At 63.3% G+C, this 23,788-nt stretch carries 21 protein-coding genes; 11 read left to right on the forward strand and 10 right to left on the reverse strand.

Annotation, left to right across the window (positions count from 1 at the left end):
- Positions 1 to 3 precede the first annotated feature (3 nt).
- The 4 genes from J2Z17_RS15015 (at position 4) to J2Z17_RS15030 (ending at position 4,007) form a co-directional block, all read left to right on the forward strand.
- Positions 4 to 537 (forward strand): TRAP transporter small permease, encoded by a 534-nt coding sequence (locus tag J2Z17_RS15015; RefSeq protein WP_209946442.1) that lies wholly within the window; start codon positions 4 to 6, stop codon positions 535 to 537.
- A 1-nt stretch (position 538) separates the two neighbouring features.
- Positions 539 to 1,816, forward strand: a complete 1,278-nt coding sequence (locus J2Z17_RS15020; protein WP_209946443.1) for a TRAP transporter large permease — start codon at positions 539 to 541, stop codon at positions 1,814 to 1,816.
- Positions 1,817 to 1,865: 49 nt separating this feature from the next.
- Positions 1,866 to 2,870 (forward strand): TRAP transporter substrate-binding protein, encoded by a 1,005-nt coding sequence (locus J2Z17_RS15025; protein WP_209946444.1) that lies wholly within the window; start codon positions 1,866 to 1,868, stop codon positions 2,868 to 2,870.
- 174 nt (positions 2,871 to 3,044) lie between these two features.
- Positions 3,045 to 4,007 (forward strand): threonine ammonia-lyase, encoded by a 963-nt coding sequence (locus tag J2Z17_RS15030; protein ID WP_209946445.1) that lies wholly within the window; start codon positions 3,045 to 3,047, stop codon positions 4,005 to 4,007.
- Positions 4,008 to 4,010: 3 nt separating this feature from the next.
- On the opposite strand, the gene J2Z17_RS15035 is transcribed toward J2Z17_RS15030, so the two are convergent.
- Complete coding sequence (locus tag J2Z17_RS15035) at positions 4,011 to 4,937, reverse strand: DMT family transporter (RefSeq protein WP_245224132.1); 927 nt, start codon at positions 4,935 to 4,937, stop codon at positions 4,011 to 4,013.
- 104 nt (positions 4,938 to 5,041) lie between these two features.
- The gene (locus J2Z17_RS15040) at positions 5,042 to 5,719 is read right to left on the reverse strand and encodes a GntR family transcriptional regulator (RefSeq protein ID WP_209946446.1); all 678 of its coding nucleotides are present in this window, start codon (positions 5,717 to 5,719) and stop codon (positions 5,042 to 5,044) included.
- Positions 5,720 to 5,835: 116 nt separating this feature from the next.
- Between J2Z17_RS15040 and J2Z17_RS15045 the strand changes: the two genes are divergently transcribed.
- From J2Z17_RS15045 to J2Z17_RS15065, 5 genes are all read left to right on the forward strand, one after another.
- Complete coding sequence (locus J2Z17_RS15045) at positions 5,836 to 6,840, forward strand: TRAP transporter substrate-binding protein (RefSeq protein WP_209946447.1); 1,005 nt, start codon at positions 5,836 to 5,838, stop codon at positions 6,838 to 6,840.
- Positions 6,841 to 6,919: 79 nt separating this feature from the next.
- Positions 6,920 to 7,489: a TRAP transporter small permease subunit gene (locus J2Z17_RS15050; protein WP_209946448.1), complete on the forward strand. Its 570-nt coding sequence runs from the start codon at positions 6,920 to 6,922 to the stop codon at positions 7,487 to 7,489.
- Positions 7,486 to 8,802 carry a TRAP transporter large permease gene (locus tag J2Z17_RS15055; RefSeq protein WP_209946449.1) on the forward strand — a complete coding sequence of 439 codons (1,317 nt, stop codon included), beginning with the start codon at positions 7,486 to 7,488 and terminating at the stop codon, positions 8,800 to 8,802. The genes J2Z17_RS15050 and J2Z17_RS15055 overlap by 4 nt, the downstream gene beginning before the upstream one ends.
- Positions 8,799 to 10,220 carry a malonyl-CoA decarboxylase gene (locus J2Z17_RS15060; RefSeq protein ID WP_209946450.1) on the forward strand — a complete coding sequence of 474 codons (1,422 nt, stop codon included), beginning with the start codon at positions 8,799 to 8,801 and terminating at the stop codon, positions 10,218 to 10,220. The genes J2Z17_RS15055 and J2Z17_RS15060 overlap by 4 nt, the downstream gene beginning before the upstream one ends.
- Complete coding sequence (locus J2Z17_RS15065) at positions 10,217 to 11,746, forward strand: malonate--CoA ligase (protein ID WP_209946451.1); 1,530 nt, start codon at positions 10,217 to 10,219, stop codon at positions 11,744 to 11,746. Before J2Z17_RS15060 ends, J2Z17_RS15065 begins: the two co-directional genes overlap by 4 nt.
- Positions 11,747 to 11,805: 59 nt before the next feature.
- On the opposite strand, the gene J2Z17_RS15070 is transcribed toward J2Z17_RS15065, so the two are convergent.
- The 8 genes from J2Z17_RS15070 to J2Z17_RS15105 form a co-directional block, all read right to left on the reverse strand.
- A complete protein-coding gene (locus J2Z17_RS15070; protein ID WP_209946452.1) occupies positions 11,806 to 13,647 on the reverse strand; it encodes an ABC transporter ATP-binding protein in 1,842 nt (613 codons plus the stop codon).
- Positions 13,648 to 13,694: 47 nt separating this feature from the next.
- Complete coding sequence (locus J2Z17_RS15075; protein WP_209946453.1) at positions 13,695 to 14,453, reverse strand: DUF1028 domain-containing protein; 759 nt, start codon at positions 14,451 to 14,453, stop codon at positions 13,695 to 13,697.
- 3 nt (positions 14,454 to 14,456) lie between these two features.
- Entirely contained in the window at positions 14,457 to 16,238 is a 1,782-nt protein-coding gene (locus tag J2Z17_RS15080) for a gamma-glutamyltransferase family protein (protein ID WP_209946454.1), read from the reverse strand.
- 27 nt (positions 16,239 to 16,265) lie between these two features.
- Positions 16,266 to 17,141, reverse strand: coding sequence for an ABC transporter permease (locus J2Z17_RS15085; protein ID WP_209946455.1), 876 nt, complete (start codon positions 17,139 to 17,141; stop codon positions 16,266 to 16,268).
- The gene (locus tag J2Z17_RS15090) at positions 17,138 to 18,085 is read right to left on the reverse strand and encodes an ABC transporter permease (protein WP_209946456.1); all 948 of its coding nucleotides are present in this window, start codon (positions 18,083 to 18,085) and stop codon (positions 17,138 to 17,140) included. Before J2Z17_RS15090 ends, J2Z17_RS15085 begins: the two co-directional genes overlap by 4 nt.
- A 71-nt stretch (positions 18,086 to 18,156) precedes the next feature.
- Complete coding sequence (locus J2Z17_RS15095) at positions 18,157 to 19,668, reverse strand: ABC transporter substrate-binding protein (protein ID WP_209946457.1); 1,512 nt, start codon at positions 19,666 to 19,668, stop codon at positions 18,157 to 18,159.
- An 89-nt stretch (positions 19,669 to 19,757) separates the two neighbouring features.
- Positions 19,758 to 20,486, reverse strand: a complete 729-nt coding sequence (locus J2Z17_RS15100) for a FadR/GntR family transcriptional regulator (RefSeq protein ID WP_209946458.1) — start codon at positions 20,484 to 20,486, stop codon at positions 19,758 to 19,760.
- A gap of 130 nt (positions 20,487 to 20,616) precedes the next feature.
- On the reverse strand, positions 20,617 to 21,483 hold the full coding sequence (locus tag J2Z17_RS15105; RefSeq protein ID WP_209946459.1) for a LysR family transcriptional regulator: 867 nt from the start codon (positions 21,481 to 21,483) through the stop codon (positions 20,617 to 20,619).
- 87 nt (positions 21,484 to 21,570) lie between these two features.
- Between J2Z17_RS15105 and J2Z17_RS15110 the strand changes: the two genes are divergently transcribed.
- On the forward strand, positions 21,571 to 22,575 hold the full coding sequence (locus J2Z17_RS15110) for a bile acid:sodium symporter family protein (protein WP_209946460.1): 1,005 nt from the start codon (positions 21,571 to 21,573) through the stop codon (positions 22,573 to 22,575).
- Positions 22,576 to 22,697: 122 nt separating this feature from the next.
- Entirely contained in the window at positions 22,698 to 23,753 is a 1,056-nt protein-coding gene (locus J2Z17_RS15115) for a LacI family DNA-binding transcriptional regulator (protein ID WP_209946461.1), read from the forward strand.
- Positions 23,754 to 23,788: the final 35 nt, after the last annotated feature.

Here is a 23,788-nt window from a genome sequence, read left to right on the forward strand (position 1 = left end):
GGAATGCAAAGAGTCGTCGACCTCTTTTACCGGTTTCTCGAATTCCTGATGATTCTGCTCCTGGCGGGCATGGCGATCATGGTCTTCGGCAATGTCGTGCTGCGTTACGGCTTCAATTCGGGCCTGACCGTCTCGGACGAAATGTCCCGCTACTTCTTCGTCTGGCTGACTTTCATCGGCGCGGTCGTCGGGTTTCGCGAATACGGCCATATGGGCGTCGAGACGCTGGTGGCGATGTTCGGCCGGCGCGGCCGGATCATCTGCATGATCATCAGCAATCTGGTCATCATCGGCGTTTCCGGCATCTTCTTCTGGGGCACCTGGAAGCAGCTGCCGATCAATATGAGCATGGCGGCGCCGGTTACCGGGCTTTCCATGGGCTGGGTCTACGGCATCGGTTTCTTCACGGGGGCCGCCTGCGTGCTCATCGCACTCGAACGTCTGTTCCGTCTCCTGACCGGTCGCGTGACCGAAAAGGAACTCGCGGCGTTTGCCGGCGAGGACATGTCCATCGAGCATCTGTCGGAGCGCGGCTGACATGACCCTTATCGTCTTTATCGTCTCTCTCCTCAGTGCCATGGCGATCGGGGTGCCGGTTGCCTTCGCGCTGATGTTCTGCGGCGTCACGCTCATGTGGTACATGGGCATGTTCAACAGCCAGATCATCGCCCAGAACATGATCATCGGCGCCGACACCTTCACCTTGCTCGCCATTCCCTTCTTCATTCTCGCCGGCGAGCTGATGAATTCGGGTGGTCTGTCGAAGCGCATCATCGAATTCGCCATTGCCTGCGTCGGCCATATCCGCGGCGGTCTCGGCATCGTCGCCATTATGGCGGCGATCATCATGGCCAGCATTTCCGGCTCGGCCGCAGCCGACACCGCGGCACTCGCCGCCATCCTGATCCCGATGATGGCGAAGGCCGGCTACAACGTGCCGCGCTCCGGCGGTCTGATTGCCGCCGGCGGCATCATCGCCCCGGTCATTCCGCCGTCCATGGCCTTCATCGTCTTCGGCGTCTCGGCCAATGTGTCGATCACCAAGCTGTTCATGGCCGGCATCGTGCCGGGCGTCACCATGGGGCTCTGCCTCATTGCCACCTGGATGCTGGTGGTGCGCAAGGACAATATCCAGCCGCTGCCAAAGGCGTCGTCCAAGGAGCGGTTGACGGCAACCGGTCGGGCACTCTGGGCGCTCGGCATGCCGGTCATCATTCTCGGCGGCATCAAGGCCGGCGTCGTGACGCCGACGGAGGCCGCCGTCATTGCCGCAGCCTACGCCCTGTTCGTCGGCATGGTGATCTACCGCGAATTGAAGCCGAGGGACCTGCCACGCGTCATCCTGCAGGCAGCCAAGACCACCTCGATCGTCATGTTCCTGGTCTGCGCGGCGCTGGTCTCTGCCTGGTTGATCACCGCGGCCAATATCCCGGCCGAGATCGCCGGCTATATCGCGCCGCTGATCGACCGGCCGAAACTGCTGATGTTCGTCATCATGCTGCTGATCCTGGTGGTCGGTACGGCACTCGACCTGACGCCGACCATCCTGATCCTGACGCCGGTGCTGATGCCGATCGTCCAGAAGGCCGGCATCGACCCCGTCTATTTCGGTGTGATGTTCATCATGAACTGCTGCATCGGCCTCATCACGCCGCCGGTTGGCGTGGTGCTGAACGTCGTCAGCGGCGTGGGACGCATTCCCCTCGGCAAGGTGGTGACCGGCATTCTGCCGTTCCTCGTCGCCGAAGTCTGCGTGCTCATGCTGTTCGTCCTGTTTCCAGAAATCATCCTCGTGCCGGCCCGCTGGCTGCACTGAGGATTGAAACTCCAAACATCAACGTCTCAACCATCCATGGGAGGATACTATGAGAAAACTGCTTCTGGCCACGACGGCCGCAATCTCCACCATCGCCATGTCGGCACCGGCCTTTGCGGACTTCCAGGACCGCACGATCCGCGTCTCCAACGGCATCAACCAGGACCACCCGGTCGGCAACGGCATTGAGGCCATGCAGAAATGCCTGGATGAGAAGTCCGGCGGCAAGCTCAAGCTGCAGGCCTTCTGGGGCGGCGCACTGGGTGGCGACCTTCAGGCAACCCAGGCCCTGCGTTCGGGCGTTCAGGAAGCCGTCGTCACCTCGTCGTCTCCGCTGGTCGGCATCGTGCCGGCACTCGGCGTCTTCGACCTGCCGTTCCTGTTTGCCAATGCCCAGGAAGCCTATACCGTTCTCGACGGTGAATTCGGCGACATGATCAACGAGAAGCTCGATGCCGTCGGCCTCGTCAATCTCGCCTACTGGGAAAATGGCTTCCGCAACCTGTCCAACTCCGTTCGTCCCGTCACCAAGTGGGAAGACATGGAAGGCATGAAGGTTCGCGTGATGCAGAACAACATCTTCCTCGACACCTTCCAGAACCTCGGCGCGAACGCCACGCCGATGGCCTTCGGCGAAGTGTTCTCGGCGCTCGAAACCAAGACGATCGATGCGCAGGAAAACCCCTACGTCACCATCGACACCTCGAAGTTCTTCGAAGTGCAGAAATATGTGACGGAGACGAACCACGCCTACACGCCGTTCCTCTTCCTGTTCTCCAAGGCTATCTTCAACACCTATTCGCCGGAAGAGCAGTCGGCCCTGCGTGATTGCGCCGTGGTTGGCCGTGACGTCGAGCGCAAGGTCATCGGCGAACTCAACAAGGAATCGCTGAAGAAGATCGAAGACGAGGGCATCAAGTTCAACACCCTGTCGCCGGAAGAGCACAAGCGCATGCTCGAGAAGTCGCAGGTCGTCTACGAAAAGCACAAGGACGAGATCGGCGCCGACGTCGTCGACAAGGTCCAGTCGATCCTGGCTGACATCCGCAAGTAAGCAGCGGCTCGCCGGCTGTCCCCGATATGAAGCCCGCGGCACCCTGTGCCGCGGGTTTTTTGTCTCCATGACATCATCGAAACTTCAAGCATGGGGTCGGATCCGCTATCCCTGAAGGCGAGCGCAAGCCTGTCTGCTTGTCGACATTCTTCCTTCTGTGTCCGGGATAGCTCCATGATCGCCTATGAAGACATCATCGCCGCCAAGACGCGCATAGGAGCTGAGGCTCTGCGCACGCCGCTCCTCCATTCGCCCTTTCTGGACGAGATTGCGGGCCGGCCGCTCTACGTGAAACCCGAATGCCTGCAGCGCACCGGTTCCTTCAAGCTGCGCGGCGCCTGGTCGGCGATTTCGGCGATACCGGATGCCGTTCGCGCATCCGGCGTCATCGCCTATTCCTCCGGCAATCATGCGCAGGGTGTCGCCTATGCGGCCAAGGCCCATGGCGTTCCCGCCGTGATCATCATGCCGGCCGACGCGCCGAAGCTGAAGATCGACAACACACGGGCCTATGGCGCCGAGGTGGTGCTGTACGACCGCTATACCGAGGACCGGGACGCCATCGGCGACCGGCTCGCCGAAGAGCGCAATCTCAGCCTGGTCAAGCCGTTCGACGACGAGCGCGTCATTGCGGGCCAGGGGACCGTCGGTCTCGAAATCGCCGAACAGGCCGATGAGCTCGGGCTGGACTCTGCCTCCGTTCTGGTGCCGTGCGGCGGCGGCGGCCTCACATCGGGGATTGCGATCGCGCTGGAACGGATAGCCCCCGGCCTTGTCGTTCGTCCCTGCGAGCCGGAAGATTTTGACGATACCAGCCGCTCGCTTCTCGCCCGGGAGATCCTGGCGAACGCCAGCGGCGGCAAGACCATCTGCGATGCGATCATGACGCCGCAGCCGGGCAATCTGACCTTCCCGCATCTGTCGCGGCTGTGTGGGCCTGGCATCGTGGTCACCGAGGACGAGGTGCTTCGGGCGATGGGGCTTGCCTTCCAGCGGCTGAAGATTGCCATCGAGCCGGGCGGCGCGGTCGGATTGGCCGCCGCGCTGTTTCACGGCGAAGAGCTGGATACGCCTGCCGTGATCGCGGTTGCCTCGGGCGGCAATGTCGATGAGGACATGTTCAGCCGCGCGCTTTGAGCCTCATTCGGGCACGGCGGGCAGGACGAGTTCCTTGCGTTTCAGCTGCCGTTCCCGAAAGAAGATGAACAGCCCCGATCCGACGATCAGCGCCGCACCGACCAGCATGGACGGTCGCGGCGTGTCGCCGAAGAACAGCCAGCCGAACAGGATCGCCCACAGCAGCAGGCTGTACTGCAGCGGCGCCACCGTTGCGACATCCGAAATCTTCAGCGCCCGATTGACCAGGATATGCGCCGCCATGGCAACGATGCCGAGCAGACCGAGCAGCAGGCCTTCCCGAAGCGAGGTGACCGGCTGCCAGTCGAACGGCGCCATGACGAGACCGACCACGGTGGCCGCGGCGATCTGGAAAAACACCAGCGTCTTGTCCGGCGTGCCGCGCAGGTGGCGGCCGGTGACCAGCATGATGGCAAAGGCGATGCTGCCGACGACGGAGATCAGCGCCGGCAGGGTGAACATGGCTGTCGACGGATTGAGCGTGATGATGACCCCGACAAAGCCGATCATGATCGCGCTCCAGCGCCGCCAGCCGACCTTCTCGCCGAGAAACAGCGGCGAGGCGACGGCCACATAGATCGGCGCGGCCAGCCAGTAGGTCATCACGTCGGCGAGCGGCAGGTAGAAGACCGCGAAGTAGAAGGCGAAGATCTCCACCGTCGAGAAGATCACGCGCATCAGCTGAATGCCCGGCTTTTCCGGCCGTAGCAGCGGAGCTGTGCCGTCGCGGATCAGGAAGGGCAGGAGAATGACGAGGGCCGCCAGACCGCGCAACAGGACGATTTGGCCAAGCCCATGGCTGGAAATCAGCCATTTCGCCAAGGCGTCGTTCAGGCTGAACATCAACATGCCCATGAGCATCAGGGCGGGGCCGGCGGCAAGGCCAAGCCCGAGAGCGCCGGTCTTCAGCGCGCCAGTTGTCGTTGTCATCGGTGTCCCCTCGATCCGGCGCCGATTTAGAGGCCAGGCCCGCCTTCAGGCAAGGGGGATGGAGGTTGGAAAACCGGAATCTTCGTGCCTGAGGCGTTGCCGCATCAGCCGGCCGAGGTCGAGGGCTTCGCCTTCATCGTCTGGATATGGGCCACGAGGTCGCCGAAGCGATCGCCCTGTACCACGATGTGGGCCCGCAGCCGTTGACGCGCCGTCTCGCTTTCGCCCGCCAGAATCGAATCGACAATGGCGCCGTGCTCGTCGAACGAGGTGTTCATCCGGTTGCCGACGCGCAATTGCAGCCGACGATAGGGCCGCAGCCGGCGATGCAGGGTGACGCATTGCTCGCCCAGAAACCGGTTGTGGCTCGCCGTGTAGATGGCGTGATGAAACGTCTCGTTCTCGTAGTAATAGGCGTCCGAATCGCGGCTGATGGCCGCTGCCTTGCAGCGCTCATGCGCCTGGATCAGGGCCTCGCGGTCCTCCGGTGTGTGGCGGCGTGCGGCCGAGGCACCCGCCATCCCCTCCAGCTCTGCCATCACCTCGAACATCTCGAAAACATATTGCGGACCGGGATCGACGACCACGGCACCCCGCCGCGGGCGGATCTCGACGAGCCCGATGGCGCTCAGCTGCATCAGTGCCTCGCGGATCGGTGTGCGCGAGACCCCGAAGCGCGTTGCGAGCTGGGTTTCGTCCAGCCGTTCGCCGGGCTCGAAGCCGCCGGTGATGATGCCGTTCTCGATCTCATCCCGCAGCTTGTGAAAGGTATTCGACGTCATGGCGGTCTCGCGTACAAAATGTAAATTCTTGTATACAAGATTATTGACATCATGCGCAAGTTGTACGCATCATCGTCCATAGCCGGTTGGGAGGCCGGATTTTTGGGAGGAAAATCATGACATTTTTTAAACGCAAGGCAGCGCTCGCTGCCGCGGTCGCAATGTTTGCCGCCTGCGCCGGCACTGCAAGTGCGGACACGGTCTGGAAGGCATCGCACCAGTTCCCCGGTGGCAAGGGGGACATCCGCGACGAGATGGTCCAGCTGATCGCCAAGGAAGTGGCCGCCGCCAATGTGGGGCTCACCATCCAGGTCTATCCCGGCGCCTCGCTCTACAAGCCGAACGACCAGTGGAATGCGATGACGCGGGGTCTTCTCGACATGACCTCGTTCCCGCTCGATTATGCCTCGGGTCGCCATCCGGAATTCTCTGCAACCCTGATGCCGGGTCTGGTCGGCAGCTTCGACCGTGCCATGCGGCTCAACGATTCCGACTTCATGAAGGACATCAAGAAGGTCATCGAAGACGACAATGCCATGGTGATCTCGGATGCCTGGCTTTCCGGCGCCTTCGCGTCGAAAAAGACCTGCATCACCTCGCCCGATACGATGAAGGGCCAGGTGATCCGTGCCGCCGGCCCGGCCTTCGAGGAAATGCTGGCCGCGGCCGGTGCCTCGATCGCCTCCATGCCGTCTTCGGAAATCTATTCCGGCATGCAGACCGGCGTGCTCGACGCCGCCAATACCTCGTCGGCAAGCTTCGTGTCCTACCGGCTGTTCGAGCAGGTCAAGTGCCTGACGGCGCCGGGCGAAAACGCGCTCTGGTTCATGTATGAGCCGGTTCTGGTGTCGAAGAAGTCTTTCGATGCCCTGACGCCCGAACAGCAGAAGGCGGTTCTGGCTGCCGGTGAAAAGGCCGAGGCCTTCTTCAATGAAGAGGTCCGCAAGGGCGACCAGCTGATGGCCGATACCTTCAAGAAGGCCGGTGTCGAGGTGGTCGAGATGTCGAAGGCCGACTACGACGCCTGGCTCGCGGTCGCCAAGGAGTCCGCCTACAAGAACTTCGCCGAAAAGGTTGAAGGCGGCGACAAGCTGATCGAGAAGGCCCTGGCGGTCAAGTAGCGCCATGCTCCCGGCGAAACGGGCGGCTACGCCCGTTTCGCCATCCGTCGAACTGCAGTTTTCTTGAGGATGCCTCACCATGGTGAAGGCCTATATTCTCGGCATCGGCCATATCTCGCGAGCCTTTGCCCTGATCGCCACGCTGATGCTGATTTCCGCCATGCTGGTGGTCTGCCAGATGATCCTGATGCGCTATGTCTTCGCCATGCCGACGATCTGGCAAACGGATTTCGTCGTCTTTGCCGCGACGGCGGCAATGTTTCTCGGCGCGCCCTACGTGCTGCTGAAGGGCGGGCATGTGGGTGTCGACGTCGTCGAGATGATGGTCGGCGAGCGCTCCCGTTCGGTTCTGCGGTTGATCGGCTGCATCCTCGGCCTGGCATTCTGCCTGATCATGACGGTGGCCGGCTGGATCCAGTTTCATGATGCATGGATCGGCAACTGGAAGCATTCGAGCGTCTGGGCGCCACCGCTCTGGGTGCCGCTGTCCGCTATGCCGATCAGCTTTGCCTTGCTCAGCCTGCAATATGTCGCCGAGATCCTGGCGATCCGGACGGCGCGGACGGCGCTGCATCGGCCGAATGATGCTTCGGATCATCCCTCGCCGCTCGCCACGAGTGCCCTGCCGATGAAGGAGCCACGCCCATGAGCCCGACCACTGCCGGCGTGATCATGATCCTTTCGCTGTTCGCCCTGCTCGGCACCGGCATGCCGATCGCCTTTGCGCTCGGTCTGGCAGCGGTGGCCGCGCTCTATCTGCAGAACGGCCTCGACATCTTCTACGTGCTCGGCGACACGATGTTTTCCGGCATCGCCAACCTTGCCTATGTGTCCATTCCGATGTTCGTGCTGATGGGCTCGGCCGTTGCCTCCTCGCCAGCGGGATCGGATCTCTATACGGCGCTCGATCGCTGGCTGAACCGCATTCCGGGCGGCCTGGTGCTCTCCAATATCGGGGCATGCGCGATCTTTTCCGGCATGACCGGCTCGTCGCCCGCGACCTGCGCGGCGATCGGCAAGATGGGCATTCCGGAAATGCAGAGCCGCGGCTACCCGAATTCGGTGGCAACAGGCTCGATTGCCGCCGGGGGCACGCTCGGCATCCTGATCCCGCCTTCCGTCACCCTGATCGTCTACGGCATCTCCACCGAGACCTCGATCGGCCGGCTGTTCATGGCCGGCGTGTTTCCGGGTCTCATGCTGACCGCCCTGTTCATGATCTGGGCGGTGATCGACTGCAAGCGCAAGGGCTACAGCTTCGAAGCGCGGGCGATCCGCTATACACTGAAGGAAAAGATGGTCGGCCTGCCGCGCATCCTGCCCTTCCTGCTGATCATTGCAGGCACGCTCTATGTCCTCTACGGCGGCGTCGCGACGCCATCCGAGGCAGCCGGGGCAGGCGCCTTCCTGACGCTTGCCGTGGTGATCATCGCCTACCGCTTGTTCCGTTTCAAACCCGTGGCCCACATCTTCTCGTCGGCCATGCGCGAAAGCGTGATGATCATGATGATCATGGCGGCCGCCGAACTGTTCGCCTTCGCGCTTTCGTCCCTCTTCATCACCCAGAGCGTGGCCGGCTTCATCGCCGATCTCGAGGTCAACCGCTGGGTGCTGATGCTGATCATCAACGTCTTCCTGCTGGTCTGCGGCATGTTCCTGCCGCCGATCGCCGTTATCGTGATGACCGCGCCCATGCTGTTTCCGATCGTCACCCAGGCCGGATTCGACCCCTACTGGTTCGCGATCATCCTGACGATCAACATGGAGGTCGGCCTGATCACCCCGCCGATCGGGCTCAACCTCTTCGTCATCAACGCGATAGCCCCGACCGTGCCGACCCGTGATGTTCTCTGGGGCGCGCTGCCCTATGTGCTGGTCATGTTCCTGGCGATCCTGATCCTCTGCCTGTTTCCCGGCATCGCCACATGGCTGCCCAATCACATGCTGGGAGTTGTGACATGAATTCGACCTCTCTGTTCGGTGACATGCTGCAGGCGATTACCGATCGCGGCCGCAAGCTGTTGTTCTCCGGCCAGCGCGACGATGATGCCGACCCGCTGCGCGCGCTCGAACAGCTTTGCGAGACGCTGTTGTCGAGCCGGGGCGAGGCCTCGGGCATGGCGCTGTCGACGACCATCCTCGACCGGTGGATGCGGCTCGACCGCGATCGCCAGCAGGCCTTCCTGAAGCGGCTTGTGACCGCGTTCGATGCCGATCATGCGAGATTGGAAAAGGCGATCGAGGCCTATGGGGTCGATCCCGGCCCGAAGGCGCAGATGGAACTGCATCTGGCAGCCGAGCCGCGGCGGCAGGAACTTCTGCGGCGGTTCAACCTGGCGCCGCACGGCACCGAAACGCTGGTGCGCATGCGCGAAGCCTTGTTGACGATGAAGAGGGATGCGCCGGAACTGGAGATCCTGGACGCCGATTTCGCCCATCTCTTCGCCTCCTGGTTCAACCGCGGCTTCCTGATGCTGCGCCAGATCAACTGGTCGACGCCGGCCGATATCCTGGAAAAGATCATCCGCTACGAGGCCGTCCACCATATCGGCAGCTGGGAGGAGTTGCGGCTGCGGCTTGCCCCGGCGGACCGCCGCTGCTTTGCCTTCTTCCATCCGCAACTGGCCGACGACCCGCTGATCTTCGTCGAGGTGGCGCTTACCAGGGACATCCCGGGCGCCATCTCCGACGTGTTGCGCGACGACCGTACCCAACTCGACGCTGCCGAGGCGACCACGGCGGTCTTCTATTCGATCTCCAACTGCCAGGAGGGCCTGCGCGGCATTTCCTTCGGCAATTTCCTGATCAAGCAGGTGGTCGAGGATCTGCGCCGAGAACTGCCGCGCCTCTCCACCTTCGTCACCCTGTCGCCGGTACCGGGCTTCGCCGCCTGGCTGAAGACCGAGCGCGAACAGGAGGCGCCCGGTGCCCTGACGGCCTTCGACAAGACGCGTCTGGCAGCCCTCGATCAGCCGGACTGGGCAAGCGATCCGGAGGCGGTTGCCCAGCTGCGGCCCGTCCTGACGGAGGCAGCGGCCTGGTATTTCCTGAAGGGGCGGGATGCGCGGGGACGGGTCATCGATCCCGTCGCACGTTTCCATCTGGGCAATGGCGCGCGGCTCGAACGGATCAATGTCCTCGGCGACACCTCGCAGCGCGCGCTGCGCCAGTCGCACGGACTGATGGTCAATTATCTCTACAAACTGGATGACATCGAAGCCAATCACGAGGCCTTCATCGGACGCAACGAAGTCGTGGCGGCCCAGCCGATCCGGCGGCTGGTGCCGGCCGATCGAGGCGCGAAAGCCGTACCCATGATCGCCGAGATCAGCGGGCCATCGGCACCGTCATCCAAGGGCAGCAAGGAGTTTTCAGCATGAGCAACCATCTTTTCGACGCCATACGGCAGACCCTGAAGCCCGATGCGACCTTCATCGAGACGACGTCCGGCGAGCGCTGGACCTATGGCGACATGCTGGCCGTATCGGCAAAGATCGCCAATGCGCTTGTCGATCTCGGGGTCGAGCCGGGCGATCGCGTCGCGGTGCAGGTGGAAAAGAGCGCCGAAGCCCTGATGCTCTATCTGGCCTGCGTGCGGGCCGGTGCGATCTATCTGCCGCTCAACACCGGCTATACGCTCACCGAACTCGACTATTTCATCGGCGATGCCGAACCGCGCCTCGTGGTCTGCACGCCGAGGGCGATGGACGGACTGACCCCGGTGGCCAAGGCCAGGGGCGCCCGGGTCGAGACGCTGGACGACAAGGGCGGCGGCAGCCTGATGGATCTGGCGCGGGCAAAGCCCGCGGAGTTTTCCGACGTCGCGCGCGGGCCGGACGATCTGGCGGCAATCCTCTATACCTCCGGCACGACCGGCCGCTCGAAGGGCGCGATGCTGACCCATGACAACCTGCTCTCCAATGCCGCGACGCTGCGCGATCACTGGCGCTTCACGCCGAAGGACCGGCTGATCCACGCCCTGCCGATCTTCCACACGCACGGCCTGTTCGTCGCCTCGAACGTCATCATGCTGTCGGGCGCCTCGATGTATTTCATGCCGAAATTCGATGCCGACGAGGCGCTCAGGCAGATGCCGGCGTCGACCGCGATGATGGGGGTTCCAACCTTCTACACACGGCTCGTGCAGCATCCGGGCCTGACCCGTGAGGCGGCCCGCAACATGCGGCTGTTCATCTCCGGCTCGGCGCCGCTGCTGGCCGAGACGCACCGCCAGTTCGAGACGATGACCGGGCACCCGATTCTCGAGCGTTACGGCATGACCGAAACCAACATGAACACCTCCAACCCCTATGACGGCGACCGCATCGCCGGCACCGTGGGCTTTCCGCTCCCGGGCGTGTCGCTGCGGGTGACCGATCCCGAGACCGGCAAGCCGGTCGAGGACGGCGAGACCGGCATGATCGAGGTCAAGGGTCCGAACGTGTTCAAGGGCTATTGGCGGATGCCGGAAAAGACCGCCTCGGAATTCCGCTCCGACGGCTTCTTCATCACCGGCGACCTCGGCAAGATCGATGAACGCGGCTATGTCCACATCGTCGGCCGCGGCAAGGACCTGGTGATCTCGGGCGGCTACAACATCTATCCGAAGGAGGTCGAGAGCGAGATCGACCAGATCGACGGCGTCATGGAAAGCGCCGTGATCGGTGTCGCCCATCCCGATTTCGGCGAAGGCGTAACGGCGGTCGTGGTGCCCAACACGGGGGCTAGCCTCACCGAGCGGAGCATTCTGGACCATCTCAACGACCGGCTGGCAAAATACAAGCAGCCGAAAAAGGTGCTGTTCGTCGACGAATTGCCGCGCAATACCATGGGCAAGGTGCAGAAAAACGTGCTGCGCGACGCCTATGCCGGGCTCTACCAGCCAGACAAGGCCACGGCACAGTGAGTGAGAGTTGACCCTGGCGGACCGGGAGGTGGGGGCTGGCGCTCCCGCCTCCCAAGCACTCAGGCGGCTCGGACCTGGCGGTCGAGTTTGACGAAATGGCCGGCCGTGACTTCACGGTATTCCGCCTTTGCCGGCTCATACCCGAGCGGGCGGACGGGGCTCTTCAACTCGTCGATCGGCGTGTTGCGCTTGATCAGGCGGCGGGCCGGATCCGGCACCGGCACGGCGGCGATCAGCTTTTTCGTATAGTCATGCTGCGGATTGCCGAAGATCGCCGCCCGCGGCCCGATCTCGACGATCTCCCCCAGATACATCACCGCGACCCGGTGGCTGACGCGCTCGACCACCGCCATGTCATGGGAGATGAACAGGAAGGCAATCTTGAACTCCTCCTGCAGGTCCATCAGCAGATTGCAGACCTGAGCCTTGATCGAGACGTCGAGCGCCGACACGCTTTCATCGGCGATGATCACTTTCGGATCGAGCGACAGGGCGCGTGCAATCGCGATGCGCTGGCGCTGACCACCGGAAAATTCGTGCGGATAGCGGTTCATCATCGTCGGCGACAGACCGACGCGGGCGAGAAGATTGGCCGTCATCTCGCGGGCATCCGCCTTGCTGCCCAGCTTATGCTTGAGATAAGGCTCGGCAATCGCCTGGCCCACCGTCATCCGCGGATTGAGGCTCGAATAGGGGTCCTGGAACACCATCTGGACGCTCTTGCGCATCGCCCGGATATCGGGCCCCGTCAACTGGCGCACATTATAGCCGTCGAGTTCGATCTCGCCGCCATCCGGTTCGACCAGCCGCGCGATCGAGCGGCCGGTGGTCGACTTGCCGCATCCGCTCTCGCCGACGAGGGACAGCGTCTCGCCCTTGTAGAGGTCGAAGGAAACACCCTCGACCGCGTGCACGGCACCGGTCTTCGAACCAAAAAGCCCGCCGCGGATACTGAACCGGGTGACCAGGTTCTTCACGGTCAGGATCGGCGTCATGCTCTTGTCGACGGTATCGCTGAGGGCCTGACCCGGCGCCACAACGCCGCTCTCCATGTCGACCACCGGGAAGCGCAAAGGTAGGGCCTCCCCTTCCATCGATCCGAGTTTCGGCACAGAGGCCAACAATGCGCGTGTATAGGCATGGCGGCCATTGGCAAAGATCTCCGCCGTCGGCCCCTGTTCCACCAGGTCGCCGCGCAACATGACGACGGTGCGGTCGGCGATCTCGGCGACCACGCCCATGTCATGGGTGATGAAGAGAACCGCCATGCCTTCTTCCGCCTGCAATTCCTTGATCAGGTCGAGGATCTGGCCCTGGATCGTCACGTCGAGCGCCGTTGTTGGCTCGTCGGCGATCAGCAGCTTCGGTCGCGAGGCGAGCGCCATGGCGATCATCACCCGCTGGCGCATGCCGCCGGAAAACTGGTGCGGATATTCGTCGAAACGGGTCGCGGCATTGGGAATACGCACCTTTTCCAGCAGCCGCACGGTTTCGGCCCGCGCTTCGGCTTTCGAAAAACCCTTGTGGCGCGTCAGCACTTCGGAGATCTGCCGGCCGATGGTGAAGATCGGATTGAGCGAGGTCATCGGCTCCTGGAAGATCATCGCGATATCGTTGCCGCGCACCCCCTGCATCTCCTTTTCCGACAGCGCGGTCAGATCCCGGCCGTTCAGCAGCACGCGGCCTTCGATGCGGCTCGATTCCGCTGCCAGCAGCCGCAGGATGGAAAGCGATGTGACGCTCTTGCCGGAGCCGCTCTCGCCGACGATCGCCACCGTCTCGCCCGGCAGGACGGTAAACGAGACGTCGCGCACCACCTGACGCCATTCGCCGTCGACCTTGAAGGCGGTAGACAGGCCCTCGACGGACAGGACGGGTTCAAAAGAGGGATTTTCCTGCATGGCGGTCTCGTTTCTTGTCAGCCGGCCGGGGCCGGAATGAGGGTTTCTCAGACTAGGATCAGCGGCGTTGCATGGGATGCGGACGAGCGGCCCTCGGCAATCCGTGCCGCTTCGAGGGCGGCGATCTTCTCGTCGATCACCCGGCGGTCGATCATGCCGTGCGGATTGGCCCTGGTCGGCATGGTCTCGGCCACATGGATGAAGCGCTCCTGCGCCACTGCATAGAGCCGCCGGAGTTCGACAAGCGGCTCGGCATGGTCGTCGACGCGCAGGTCGAGCCAGGGATAGTCCTGATCGCGATAGATCTTCAGGGCCGCCGCCTGCCGGCCGCGCTTGTCGCCGCCGGCACGCTCACCGGCCTCCATGGCGGCCAGCAGGCGTTCGGCAAAGGAGAGGTCCGTGCGATCCTTGTAGACGAGAAGCGTCTGCTGGATCACCTGCGGGCCGGCAAGCATATTGCCGGCCACCGACACATGGTCGTCGACCAGATGCCCGGCCCAGTCGATGCAGTTTTGCCCGGTGAACGCCGCATTGCGACCCTCGGCGTCGATCAGGTGCAACTGGCGCTGTTCGGCGCCATCGTCCCGCATTCTGAGCCGGCTAATGATCTCGGCAGGCGCCACGCCCTCCGCCAGCAGCACCAGGCCGTCGGTGCCATAGGTCGGGTTGACGAAGGCCTGCGTGGCGATCGCGCCGAGACCGCCGCAGATATGCGGCACGACGGCGCCGGCGGCAAAGAACCGCGAGGCGACGGCGATGCCGAGATAGCCGGTTTCGGGATCCCGTGCGACGATCGACCAGGTCATCTTTTATCTCCCGATCGCATAGGCCTGCATCAGCCGCGGGGTTGCGGCAGCACGCATCAGGCCGTTTTCGTCCCGCCGTGCGGCTGTCAGGCGGCCGACGGTCCATTCGTCCGCCGGCGACAGCCGGTGGCCGCGGGCGGTGAGGTCCGCCAGCACGTCGGCACCGATATTCTTCTCGATCATCACGCCACCCGGCGCGCGGGTGCGTGGATAGAACGAGCCGGGGAAATGCGTCGTGTGGAACAGCGGCATGTCGATGGCCGCCTGCAGGTTCTGCCTGTGGTGCACATAGCGCAGGAAGAAGGAGAGCTGCCACTGGTCCTGCTGGTCGCCGCCCGGCGTGCCGAAGGCAAGCGTCGGTCGGCCCTCGAACAGGGCCAGCGACGGGGTCAGCGTCGTGCGCGGACGCTTGCCCGGTGCCAGCGAGGTCGGCAGGCCTTCCTTCAGCCAGAACATCTGGGCGCGGGAATTCAGGCAGAAACCGAGACCCGGCACGATCGGCGAAGACTGCAGCCAGCCACCCGACGGGGTGACGGACACCATGTTGCCCTCGGCATCGATGACGTCGATATGCACGGTGTCGCCGCGCTTTTCGGTCAGATGCGACATCGTCGGCTCGTAGACCGCACCGGTCTCCATGCCGGACAACATGGCCATGGTGGCATCGTATTGCGCTTCGAAACCGGGAAGCTTGCCGGGCATCAGGTCCAAGGCCGCCGTCTTGCCGATCAGCTTGCGCCGCGCGTCGTTGTAGGGGGCCGACAGCAGGGTTTCCATCGGGATCTCGGCAAAGGCCGGATCGCCGTAATAGACTTCGCGGTCGGCAAAGGCGAGTTTCATCGCCTCGACGACATGGTGGACGAAGTCGGCGCCGCAGGGATCCATGGCGGCAAGGTCGAAGCCCTTCAGCAGTGCCAGCGACTGCAGCAGCACCGGCCCCTGGCCCCAGGGGCCCTGCTTGGCGACCGTCCAGCCGTGATAGTCGTAGGTGGTCGGCGCCTCGATCGTCGCCTTCCAGTTGGCCATGTCGTCAGCGGTCAGCACGCCCTTGTGCTTCGTGCCGCTGGCATCCATGACCTCGGCGGTCTTCAGATAGGTGTCGATCGCCTCGGCGACGAAGCCGCGATAGAAGGCATCGCGCGCCTTGTCGATCTGGTTCTCCCGGCCCGACACGCTTTCGGATTCGGCAACGACGCGCTTCCAGGTTTCGGCCAGAACCGGATTGCAGAACAGTTCGCTCGCCTCGGGCGCCTTGCCGCCGGGCAGCCAGGTCTCGTGCGAGGTCGGCCATTCCTTTTCGAAGAAATCACCGAGGCCCTTGATGGTGGCGGCCACGCGCGGCAGCATCGGGTGACCTTTTTCCGCATAGTGGATCGCCGGCTCCAGCACGTCGCGCACCGTCAGGCGACCATAGTCGCGCAGCATCAGCATCCAGCCGTCGAAGGCACCGGGGATGACGGTGGCCAGCAGGCCATCGCCGGGAATGATCTTCAGTCCTTCGGCCGTGTAATGCTCGATCGTCGCACCCGCCGGTGCGGGCGCCTGGGCACAGATCACCTCGACCTTCTTGTTCCTGGCCGAGTAGATGATCGCCGGCATGTCGCCGCCCGGACCGTTCAGATGCGGTTCGAAGATCTGCAGGGCAAAGCCGGTGGCAACTGCCGCGTCGAAGGCGTTGCCGCCCTTTTCCAGAATGCTCATGCCGACGGCAGACGCCATCCAGTGGGTGGAGGTGACGACGCCGAAAGTGCCGAGAATTTCGGGGCGTGTGGTAAAGTCCGACATCGAAGAAATACCTTTCAGAAAGTCAAATCAGGTTTCGCGCGGGTCGAGCGCATCGCGCAGGCCGTCGCCAAGCAGGTTGAAGCCGATCACCACGAGGAAGATCGCGGCACCGGGGAACATCGCCATCCACGGTGCCTGGCTGAGGAAGTTCTTGGCCACGTTCAGCATCGAGCCCCAGGAAGGCGACGGCGGTTGCTGGCCAAGCCCGAGGAAGGAGAGGCTCGCTTCGGCGATGATCGCGGTTGCCACCGTCAGCGTCGCCTGGACGATGATCGGCGCCACGATGTTCGGCAGGATGTAGCGGCCCATGATCTCGAAATGGTTGAGGCCGATCGAGCGGGCCCCCTCGATGTAATCCTCGGTCCTGACCGCGATCACCTGGCCGCGCGTCAGCCGGATGAAGACCGGCATTGCCGAAAGGCCGATGGCGATCATCGCGTTCATCAGGCTCGGCCCGAGAAAGGCGGCGAGCGCAATCGCCATGACGAGGAAGGGCAGGGCGAGAAAGGCTTCGGTGATACGCGAAATGACCATGTCGACCCAGCCGCCGAAATAGCCGGCGAGCAGACCAAAAGGGACACCGGTGATGATGGCGATCGCGACCGAGATGGTCCCGGCCATCAGCGAGGCCTGGGCGCCCCAGATCATCCGCGAGAGGATGTCGCGCCCGAGTTCGTCGGTGCCCATCAGGTGGGCGGCCGTCGGCGCCTTGCGGATCGCGCTCCAGCTGGAGGCGATCGGATCGTCGATCGGCAGGATCGGCGCGGCAATCGCGATCAACGCAAAGAACAGCACGATGGCGAAACCGGCAATGGCGCTCGGATTGCGTTTCAGCTTCTTCCAGATGCGGCTTTGGCTGCGCGTTTCGGTCTCGGCCACAAGGGCGGTATCGACGGCACTCATAGGCTGGCCCTCAGACGCGGGTTGAGCAGGACGAACAGCACGTCTGCGACGAGGTTCATGAAGATGAAGCCGACGGCGGTGCAGAGCACGATGCCCTGGACGACGGCGTAGTCGCGGTTGAACACGGCATCGACGATCAGCTTGCCGAAGCCGGGAATGGTGAAGATCTGCTCGGTCAGCACCGCGCCTGCCAGAAGCTCGCCGAAGAGCAGGGCGCTCAAGGTGACGATCGGCAGAAGCGCGTTGCGGAAGGCATGGCTCAGGATCACCTCGCGCCACGACAACCCCTTGGCGCGGGCGGTGCGGATATAGTCGGTGCTGAGCACGCTCAGCATCGCCGACCGCGTGTGGCGCATCAGGGTCGCGGCAAGCGCCGAGCCGAGCACGAAGGACGGCATCAGCATGGTCTCGATCGAGCGGACGGGGTCGCTGAAGAAGGGTTCGTAGCCGGAGGCCGGCAGCCAGCCGAGATTCACCGAGACCAGGAGGATCAGCATGATGCCAAGCCAGAAATTGGGAATGGACAGGCCCGAGAGCGCGACGATGTTGGCGACATAATCGAGAATGGAGTTCTTCTTCACCGCGGCCAGAATGCCGGTCGGAACGCCGATCACGAAGGCGAAGATCATCGACATGATGGCAAGCTGGATGGTGACGGGCAGTTTCTGGCCGATCAGGACCAGCACCGGCTGGTTGGTGCGCAGCGATATGCCGAGATCGCCCTTCAGCGCAGACAGCATCCAGTGCCAGTATTGAAGGATGATCGGATCGTTCAGATGGTACTTGGCGCGCAATGTCGCCAGCAATTCGGGGGTGCGGTCTTCGCCTGCGAGCGCCAGCACCGGATCGCCGGGCAAAAGCTTCTGCAGGGAAAAGACGAAGATCGAGATGATCAGCAGGGTCGGGATCGCAACCAGCAGCCGCTTTCCGATGTAAACGAACATATCAGCGTTCTTCCATGGGCCTTGAGAGTGCCGCACGGTCTCCCGTGCGGCACGCGAAAGCGTGGGAGGCCTCAGCCTTCCTTCTTCATGCCGACCAGACGGATCATGCCATCGGGCGACGGCACGAAGCCGGTGACCTTCTTGTTCAGCGCCCAGATCCAGGACTGGTGGCCGAGATAGATGATCGGCAGGTCGTCCTCGAGGATCTTCTGCGCGGCGTCGTATTTTTCCTTGCGCACCGTATCGTCGGTCGAAGCGCGCGCGCCGTTCAGCGCTGCATCCACGTCGGCATTGCAGTAATGCGTATCGTTGATGCCGCCCTTGCAGGTGACGAACTGGTGGATATTGCCGTCAGGGTCGACGCGGCCCGACCAGTCGGAGCGGCTCAGCTGATAGTTGCCTGCGGTCTGTTCCGACAGCAGCGTGGCGAACTCGGTCGACTTCAGCGTCACGTCGAAGCCGGCTTCGGCCACCATCGACTGGACGATCTGCATCATCTGCTGGGCGATCGGGTTGTTGGGGATCTGCAGTTCGACGGGAACGCGGTCATAGCCGGCTTCCTTGATCAGCGCCTTGGCCTTGTCGAGGTCGCGGGCCGGCACCGGAATGTCCTTGTCGTACCAGGGGCTGTTCGGCGGGAAGGGCTGGTTGCCGGCAACGGCGGTGCCTTCATAGACGATGTTCATCAGCGCGTCGCGGTCGATCGCCAGCGAGAAGGCCTGACGCAGGCGCTTGTCCTTGCCGAACGGATTGTCGGCCTTGGGGCCGTTGGCGACGTTGGCATAGAGTGCCATGTAGCCGATATTGACGACGGCCTGGTAGTCGAGGTTGGCGTCTTCCTTCACCGACTTGGCGTCGGTGGCGGCCAGCCGCTCGATCATGTCGAGGTCGCCGGAGCGCAGGTTGGCAAGCCGAACGGTCGTGTCGGGGATCGGCAGATAGGTGACCTTGTCGATGAAGATGTTGTCGGCGTTCCAGTAGTCCTTGAACTTCTCAAGCACGATGCGGTCCTGCTGGACGCGCTCCACGAACTTGAACGGACCAGCGCAGACCGGATGGTCGCCGAACTTGGCGCCGAGTTCCTCGGCGGCCTTGGGGGAGACCATCATGCCGGCACGGTCGGAAAGCTGCGCGATCAGCGTGGCATCCGGCTGCTTCAGGTGGAAGGTGACCTCATAGGGACCGGTCGCCTCGACGGTGTCGATCGAGGACAGCTCGCTCTTGCGACGCGATTCTTCCAGCGTCTTGTTGCGGTTGATGGTGTAGACCACGGCATCGGCATTGAAGTCGGTCTCGTCCTGGAACTTGACGCCTTCGCGCAGCTTCATGGTCAGCGTCTTGCCGTCGTCGGACCATTTCCATTCGGTGGCGAGCTGCGGAACGATCTTCAGTTCCGGGGTCACATCGACCAGCTTGTCGCACATCGCGGTGTAGACGATGCGGCCGACGAAGGTGCGCGACTGGGCGGGATCCAGCACGTCGGCATCGTCCTGCAGGCCGATCTTCAGTTCGGTGGCTGCGGCCGGAAGGGCGAAGAATGCGCTGGCGAGCAGCGCGGCGGCTATGCGGGAATAGGGTTTCATCGTGTTGTTCTTCCTCTGAGAGTTCTGGCTTCATGCGATCCCGGTTATGGCTCCGGGTTGGGATGGGCGACCCTTGGGCCGGGAGTTCCTTAGGGTGTCGAGGCCTCCAGCTGGTGGTCCATCGAAGTCTGGCGCACCAGGCGCTCCTGCAGCATCAGCAGATGCTGGCGCATGGCTTCGCCGGCACGGCCGGGATCGCGGGCGGCAATCGCCTCGATGATCATGTCGTGTTGAGAATTGGAAAGGGACATGGTGCCGGCGACGGAGCGGGCGCGTTCGCGGATCGCCTGCCATGCCTCGTCCTGGCGCACCCGGTTGACCACGTCGAACAGCGACAGGAAAAGCTGGTTGCCGGCCGAAAGCGCGATCTGCCGGTGCAATGCCCCGTCCCAGAGCTCCTTGGAATCGGGGTCTCCGCTCTGGGTGATCTTGGCCGCAAGCTCGCGCATCCGCTCGACATCGGCGGGCTTGGCGCGAAGGGCGGCCAGCTGTGCCAGCTGCGGCTCGATCCGCAGGCGCACTTCCATGATCTCCATGAAATTGGTTCCGGCGACGATCTCGCCGAGATGATCATGCCAGTCGCTGGGTTTCGGACCGAGATAGGTTCCGGATCCCTGCCGGCGCCAGATTAGTCCTTCCGCTTCAAGCACTTCCAGCGCCTGACGGATGGCCCGGCGACCAAGGCCGAGCGTCTCGCAAAGCGCCCGTTCGGTCGGCAGCTTGCCGTCTTCGTCAACTTCGCCGTGGGACAGCAGTTCGCGCAGACGCTCAAGAGCGTAATTGGCGTTATCGCTGGCAGAGGGCAGAGGTGTCGTCATAAAGGTTCGGACCAATTTTTGATTGGTTCAAGCAAAGCCGCAAAATTCCAACCCGTCAAGCCGGTTTTTTGAGCATGATGTATTTTGCGGATTTTTTGGGCAGCGTGACGATGTTCAGGCCGCGGTACCCTCAGTCGTGCAGGGCCGGGGCGGTTGCGCCGACCTTGGAGAAGATCTCGTCGGAGATCGCCCGGATCACGCGCTCATCGGCGCCGGGGCGCGGCACCAGGACGAATTCGACATCCTCGAGCGGCGGCAGGATGCCGGGGGGTATTTCACGCAGGCCCGAGGGTGCCATGCTGCGGGGCTGGACGAGCACTCCCATGCCGGCGCGGGCCGCGGCCGTCAGCCCGCTGAGGCTGCTGCAGGTGCAGGCGATCCGCCAGTTGATCGACGCTGCCGTCAGCGCATCGATGGCAATCCGCCGGGTGACGCTCGGCGGCGGAAAGGCGATCAGCGGCAGGAAGGCGCCGCCGCGATGGACGATCTCCGGATCGCGGGCAAGCCAGACCAGCGGCTCGCGGTAGACAAGCTTGCCCCGGATGTCGCCGATCAGCCGCTTGGCGAAGACCAGGTCGATCTCGCCGTTCGACTGCATGTCGTAGAGCACGCCGCTCAGCGCCACGGTCAGCTGCAGGTCGATCTCGGGATGGCGCAGCGTGAAGCTTTCGAGCACGGCAGTCAGCCGATTGGTGGCAAAATCCTCGGATACGCCAAGCCTCAGACGGCCGCGCAGCGGGAGTTCCGAAAACAGGCTGCTCACCTGCGCTTCGATTGCCAGCATGGCACGGGCATGGCCGAGCAGTGCCTCGCCATCGGGCGTCAATCCAACGCGGTGGGTGTCGCGCGCCAGAAGGCTGCGCTCGAGCGAGGCTTCCAGCCGCTGCACATGCTGGCTCACCGTCGACTGGCCGAGGCCCAGCGCTTCGGCCGCGCGGGTAAAACTGCCGTGCTCGGCAATGGTCAGGAAGCTGCGGAGGTGAACAAGATCCAGCATGTTATCGCGGTTTTGAATAACTGTTATTCATTGCATCATGAAACGCGATAATGGCATATCGGACATACCCTGTCTCGAAGGATCGTCATGGCCCGCCTGCTTCCCGACCGTTTCATTCTCATGCTGCTGAGCGCGGTGCTTCTGGCGTCGTTGCTGCCGATCACCGGCGTGCCGGCCTACTGGTTCGGCATCGCGACCAAGATCGCGATTGCGGTGCTGTTCTTCCTGCATGGCGCGCGCCTGTCGCGCGACGTGGTGATCGCCGGCATGCTGCACTGGAAGCTGCATCTGACCATCCTCGCCGTCAGCTTCGGTGTTTTTCCGCTGCTGGGCCTTGCGGTTGTCCACCTTCTGCCCTTCGACCTGCCGCAGGGATTGCTGGCCGGCATTCTGTTCGTCTGCGTGCTCCCCTCGACGGTCCAGTCCTCGATCGCCTTTACCTCGATGGCCGGCGGAAATGTCCCGGCGGCGATCTGTGCCGCCTCGGCGTCCAATATTCTCGGCATGTTCCTGACGCCGCTGCTCGTCGGGCTGCTGCTGGCGACCGGCACCGGCGGTGGCGGTTTCTCGCTCGATGCGCTGGAGCAGATCCTGCTGCAATTGCTGGCGCCCTTCATTCTCGGCCAGTTGCTGGAGCCCGTGGTTGGTAAATGGGTGCGCTCGCACAAGAAGCTGCTGAACCCGATCGACCGGGGATCGATCCTGATGGTCGTCTACCTTGCCTTTTCCGAAGCGGTGGTCGAAGGGCTTTGGCGTCAATTGGCGATCAGCGATCTTGTCGTGCTCCTGGTCGTCAACGCCGTCATTCTCGGCATCGTGCTTGCGCTCACCATGTTCGGCAGCCGGCTCCTGGGCTTTAACAAGGCGGATGAGATCACCATCACCTTCTGCGGCTCGAAGAAGAGCCTTGCAAGCGGCGTGCCGATTGCGGGCGCCATCTTTGCCGGCCAGGGCGTCGGCGCCATCGTGCTGCCGCTGATGCTGTTTCATCAGATGCAGCTGATGGCCTGCGCGGTCATCGCCCAGCGCTATGCAGCCAAGGCGCGCGCCGCCGAGGCCGCCGAGGCGCAGGCTGCAACCCTCTCCGCGTGATGCCGATCCGGCCTTGAGCCCGACCGGCGCGGCTATGGCTTGCCGCACGCGGCAATTCAGGTAAATATTTACTTCCTGTGTGCGGATGCATCTTGCAAGCTGCCCGGGAAGAGGGCGTGCCTGTGGTAACCATCAGAGAGATAGCAAAGGCGGTCGGCGTTTCGTCGGGAACGGTGTCGCGGGTGCTGAACTACGATCCGACCCTGTCGGTCTCCGCGCAAAAGCGCCAGGCTATCATCGAGACGGCCGAAGCCCTGAATTACGAGACCCCGCGCAATCGCCGGCTGGAGACCGCTGCCCATCTCCATCCGCGCCCGCTCTCCATTCCGCGTCTGGCGATCGTCCATTTTCTCGAGCCCTCGGAAGAGCTGATCGATCCCTATTATATCGGCGTGCGCCTCGGCATCGAGAACCGCTGCCGCGAACTGAAGGCAGAGGTGGTGAAGGTCTTTCACTCCGAGGCCACGGCCGGGGCCGGCCTGCTGCAGGCCATGTCCGGGGTGATCGCGATCGGCAAGCATTCGGTCGAAGAGGTCGAATGGCTGCAGCAGTGCAGCCGGCATCTGGTGTTTGCCGACTTCGTGCCGAAGGCGCCGCAGGTCGATTGCGTTTCCAGCGACCTGGCGCAGGCAACCCGCACCCTCCTGGACGGCCTGCACGCCGCCGGTTACCGGCGGATTGCCTTTATCGGTGCCCATGATCCGATCAATGGCGACGGCAAGCTCTTCGGCGAGCGACGCTGCCGGGCCTATGTCGACTGGCAGCGCGAGCATGGCAGCTTCGATGAAAGCCTTGTGTCGCTTGGAGACCACAATACCCACGGCCAGAATCTCAGGCTCGAAGTCGGATACGAGCAGGCGCGCCGCATTCTGGCGCTGGCCGAGCGGCCGGATGCCATCATCGCTGCCAACGACAATATGGCGATCGGTGCCTACAGGGCGATCCAGGAGGCCGGGCTGTCCGTCCCCCGCGATATTGCCGTCGTCTCCTACAACGACATTCCCGTCGCCCAATTTCTCAGCCCGCCGCTGTCGACGATGAAGATCCTCGGCGAACCGATCGGCGAAACGGCGGTCGATCTTCTGGGCGAGCGCATCAACGGGCGCACCTATGCCAAACGGGTCAGTATTCCGACCGAAATGATCTGGCGTGACAGTTGCCGCAAGCCACCGATGTGATGCCAAGCGCAAGCGCAGTCTGAGGCGAGGCGCAT

Source organism: Heterorhizobium halophytocola, assembly GCF_017873095.1.
Lineage (GTDB): Bacteria > Pseudomonadota > Alphaproteobacteria > Rhizobiales > Rhizobiaceae > Allorhizobium > Allorhizobium halophytocola.

Excerpts from the sequence above, each read along its gene's own strand:
- J2Z17_RS15060 (WP_209946450.1), top strand. The coding sequence starts at position 8,799 with ATGAATTCGACCTCTCTGTTCGGTGACATGCTGCAGGCGATTACCGAT.
- J2Z17_RS15090 (WP_209946456.1), bottom strand. The coding sequence starts at position 18,085 with ATGTTCGTTTACATCGGAAAGCGGCTGCTGGTTGCGATCCCGACCCTG.
- J2Z17_RS15105 (WP_209946459.1), bottom strand. The coding sequence starts at position 21,483 with ATGCTGGATCTTGTTCACCTCCGCAGCTTCCTGACCATTGCCGAGCAC.
- J2Z17_RS15025 (WP_209946444.1), top strand. The coding sequence starts at position 1,866 with ATGAGAAAACTGCTTCTGGCCACGACGGCCGCAATCTCCACCATCGCC.
- J2Z17_RS15110 (WP_209946460.1), top strand. The coding sequence starts at position 21,571 with ATGGCCCGCCTGCTTCCCGACCGTTTCATTCTCATGCTGCTGAGCGCG.
- J2Z17_RS15070 (WP_209946452.1), bottom strand. The coding sequence starts at position 13,647 with ATGCAGGAAAATCCCTCTTTTGAACCCGTCCTGTCCGTCGAGGGCCTG.
- J2Z17_RS15035 (WP_245224132.1), bottom strand. The coding sequence starts at position 4,937 with ATGACAACGACAACTGGCGCGCTGAAGACCGGCGCTCTCGGGCTTGGC.
- J2Z17_RS15095 (WP_209946457.1), bottom strand. The coding sequence starts at position 19,668 with ATGAAACCCTATTCCCGCATAGCCGCCGCGCTGCTCGCCAGCGCATTC.
- J2Z17_RS15050 (WP_209946448.1), top strand. The coding sequence starts at position 6,920 with ATGGTGAAGGCCTATATTCTCGGCATCGGCCATATCTCGCGAGCCTTT.
- J2Z17_RS15085 (WP_209946455.1), bottom strand. The coding sequence starts at position 17,141 with ATGAGTGCCGTCGATACCGCCCTTGTGGCCGAGACCGAAACGCGCAGC.
- J2Z17_RS15045 (WP_209946447.1), top strand. The coding sequence starts at position 5,836 with ATGACATTTTTTAAACGCAAGGCAGCGCTCGCTGCCGCGGTCGCAATG.
- J2Z17_RS15100 (WP_209946458.1), bottom strand. The coding sequence starts at position 20,486 with ATGACGACACCTCTGCCCTCTGCCAGCGATAACGCCAATTACGCTCTT.
- J2Z17_RS15020 (WP_209946443.1), top strand. The coding sequence starts at position 539 with ATGACCCTTATCGTCTTTATCGTCTCTCTCCTCAGTGCCATGGCGATC.
- J2Z17_RS15015 (WP_209946442.1), top strand. The coding sequence starts at position 4 with ATGCAAAGAGTCGTCGACCTCTTTTACCGGTTTCTCGAATTCCTGATG.
- J2Z17_RS15075 (WP_209946453.1), bottom strand. The coding sequence starts at position 14,453 with ATGACCTGGTCGATCGTCGCACGGGATCCCGAAACCGGCTATCTCGGC.
- J2Z17_RS15040 (WP_209946446.1), bottom strand. The coding sequence starts at position 5,719 with ATGACGTCGAATACCTTTCACAAGCTGCGGGATGAGATCGAGAACGGC.
- J2Z17_RS15065 (WP_209946451.1), top strand. The coding sequence starts at position 10,217 with ATGAGCAACCATCTTTTCGACGCCATACGGCAGACCCTGAAGCCCGAT.
- J2Z17_RS15055 (WP_209946449.1), top strand. The coding sequence starts at position 7,486 with ATGAGCCCGACCACTGCCGGCGTGATCATGATCCTTTCGCTGTTCGCC.
- J2Z17_RS15080 (WP_209946454.1), bottom strand. The coding sequence starts at position 16,238 with ATGTCGGACTTTACCACACGCCCCGAAATTCTCGGCACTTTCGGCGTC.
- J2Z17_RS15030 (WP_209946445.1), top strand. The coding sequence starts at position 3,045 with ATGATCGCCTATGAAGACATCATCGCCGCCAAGACGCGCATAGGAGCT.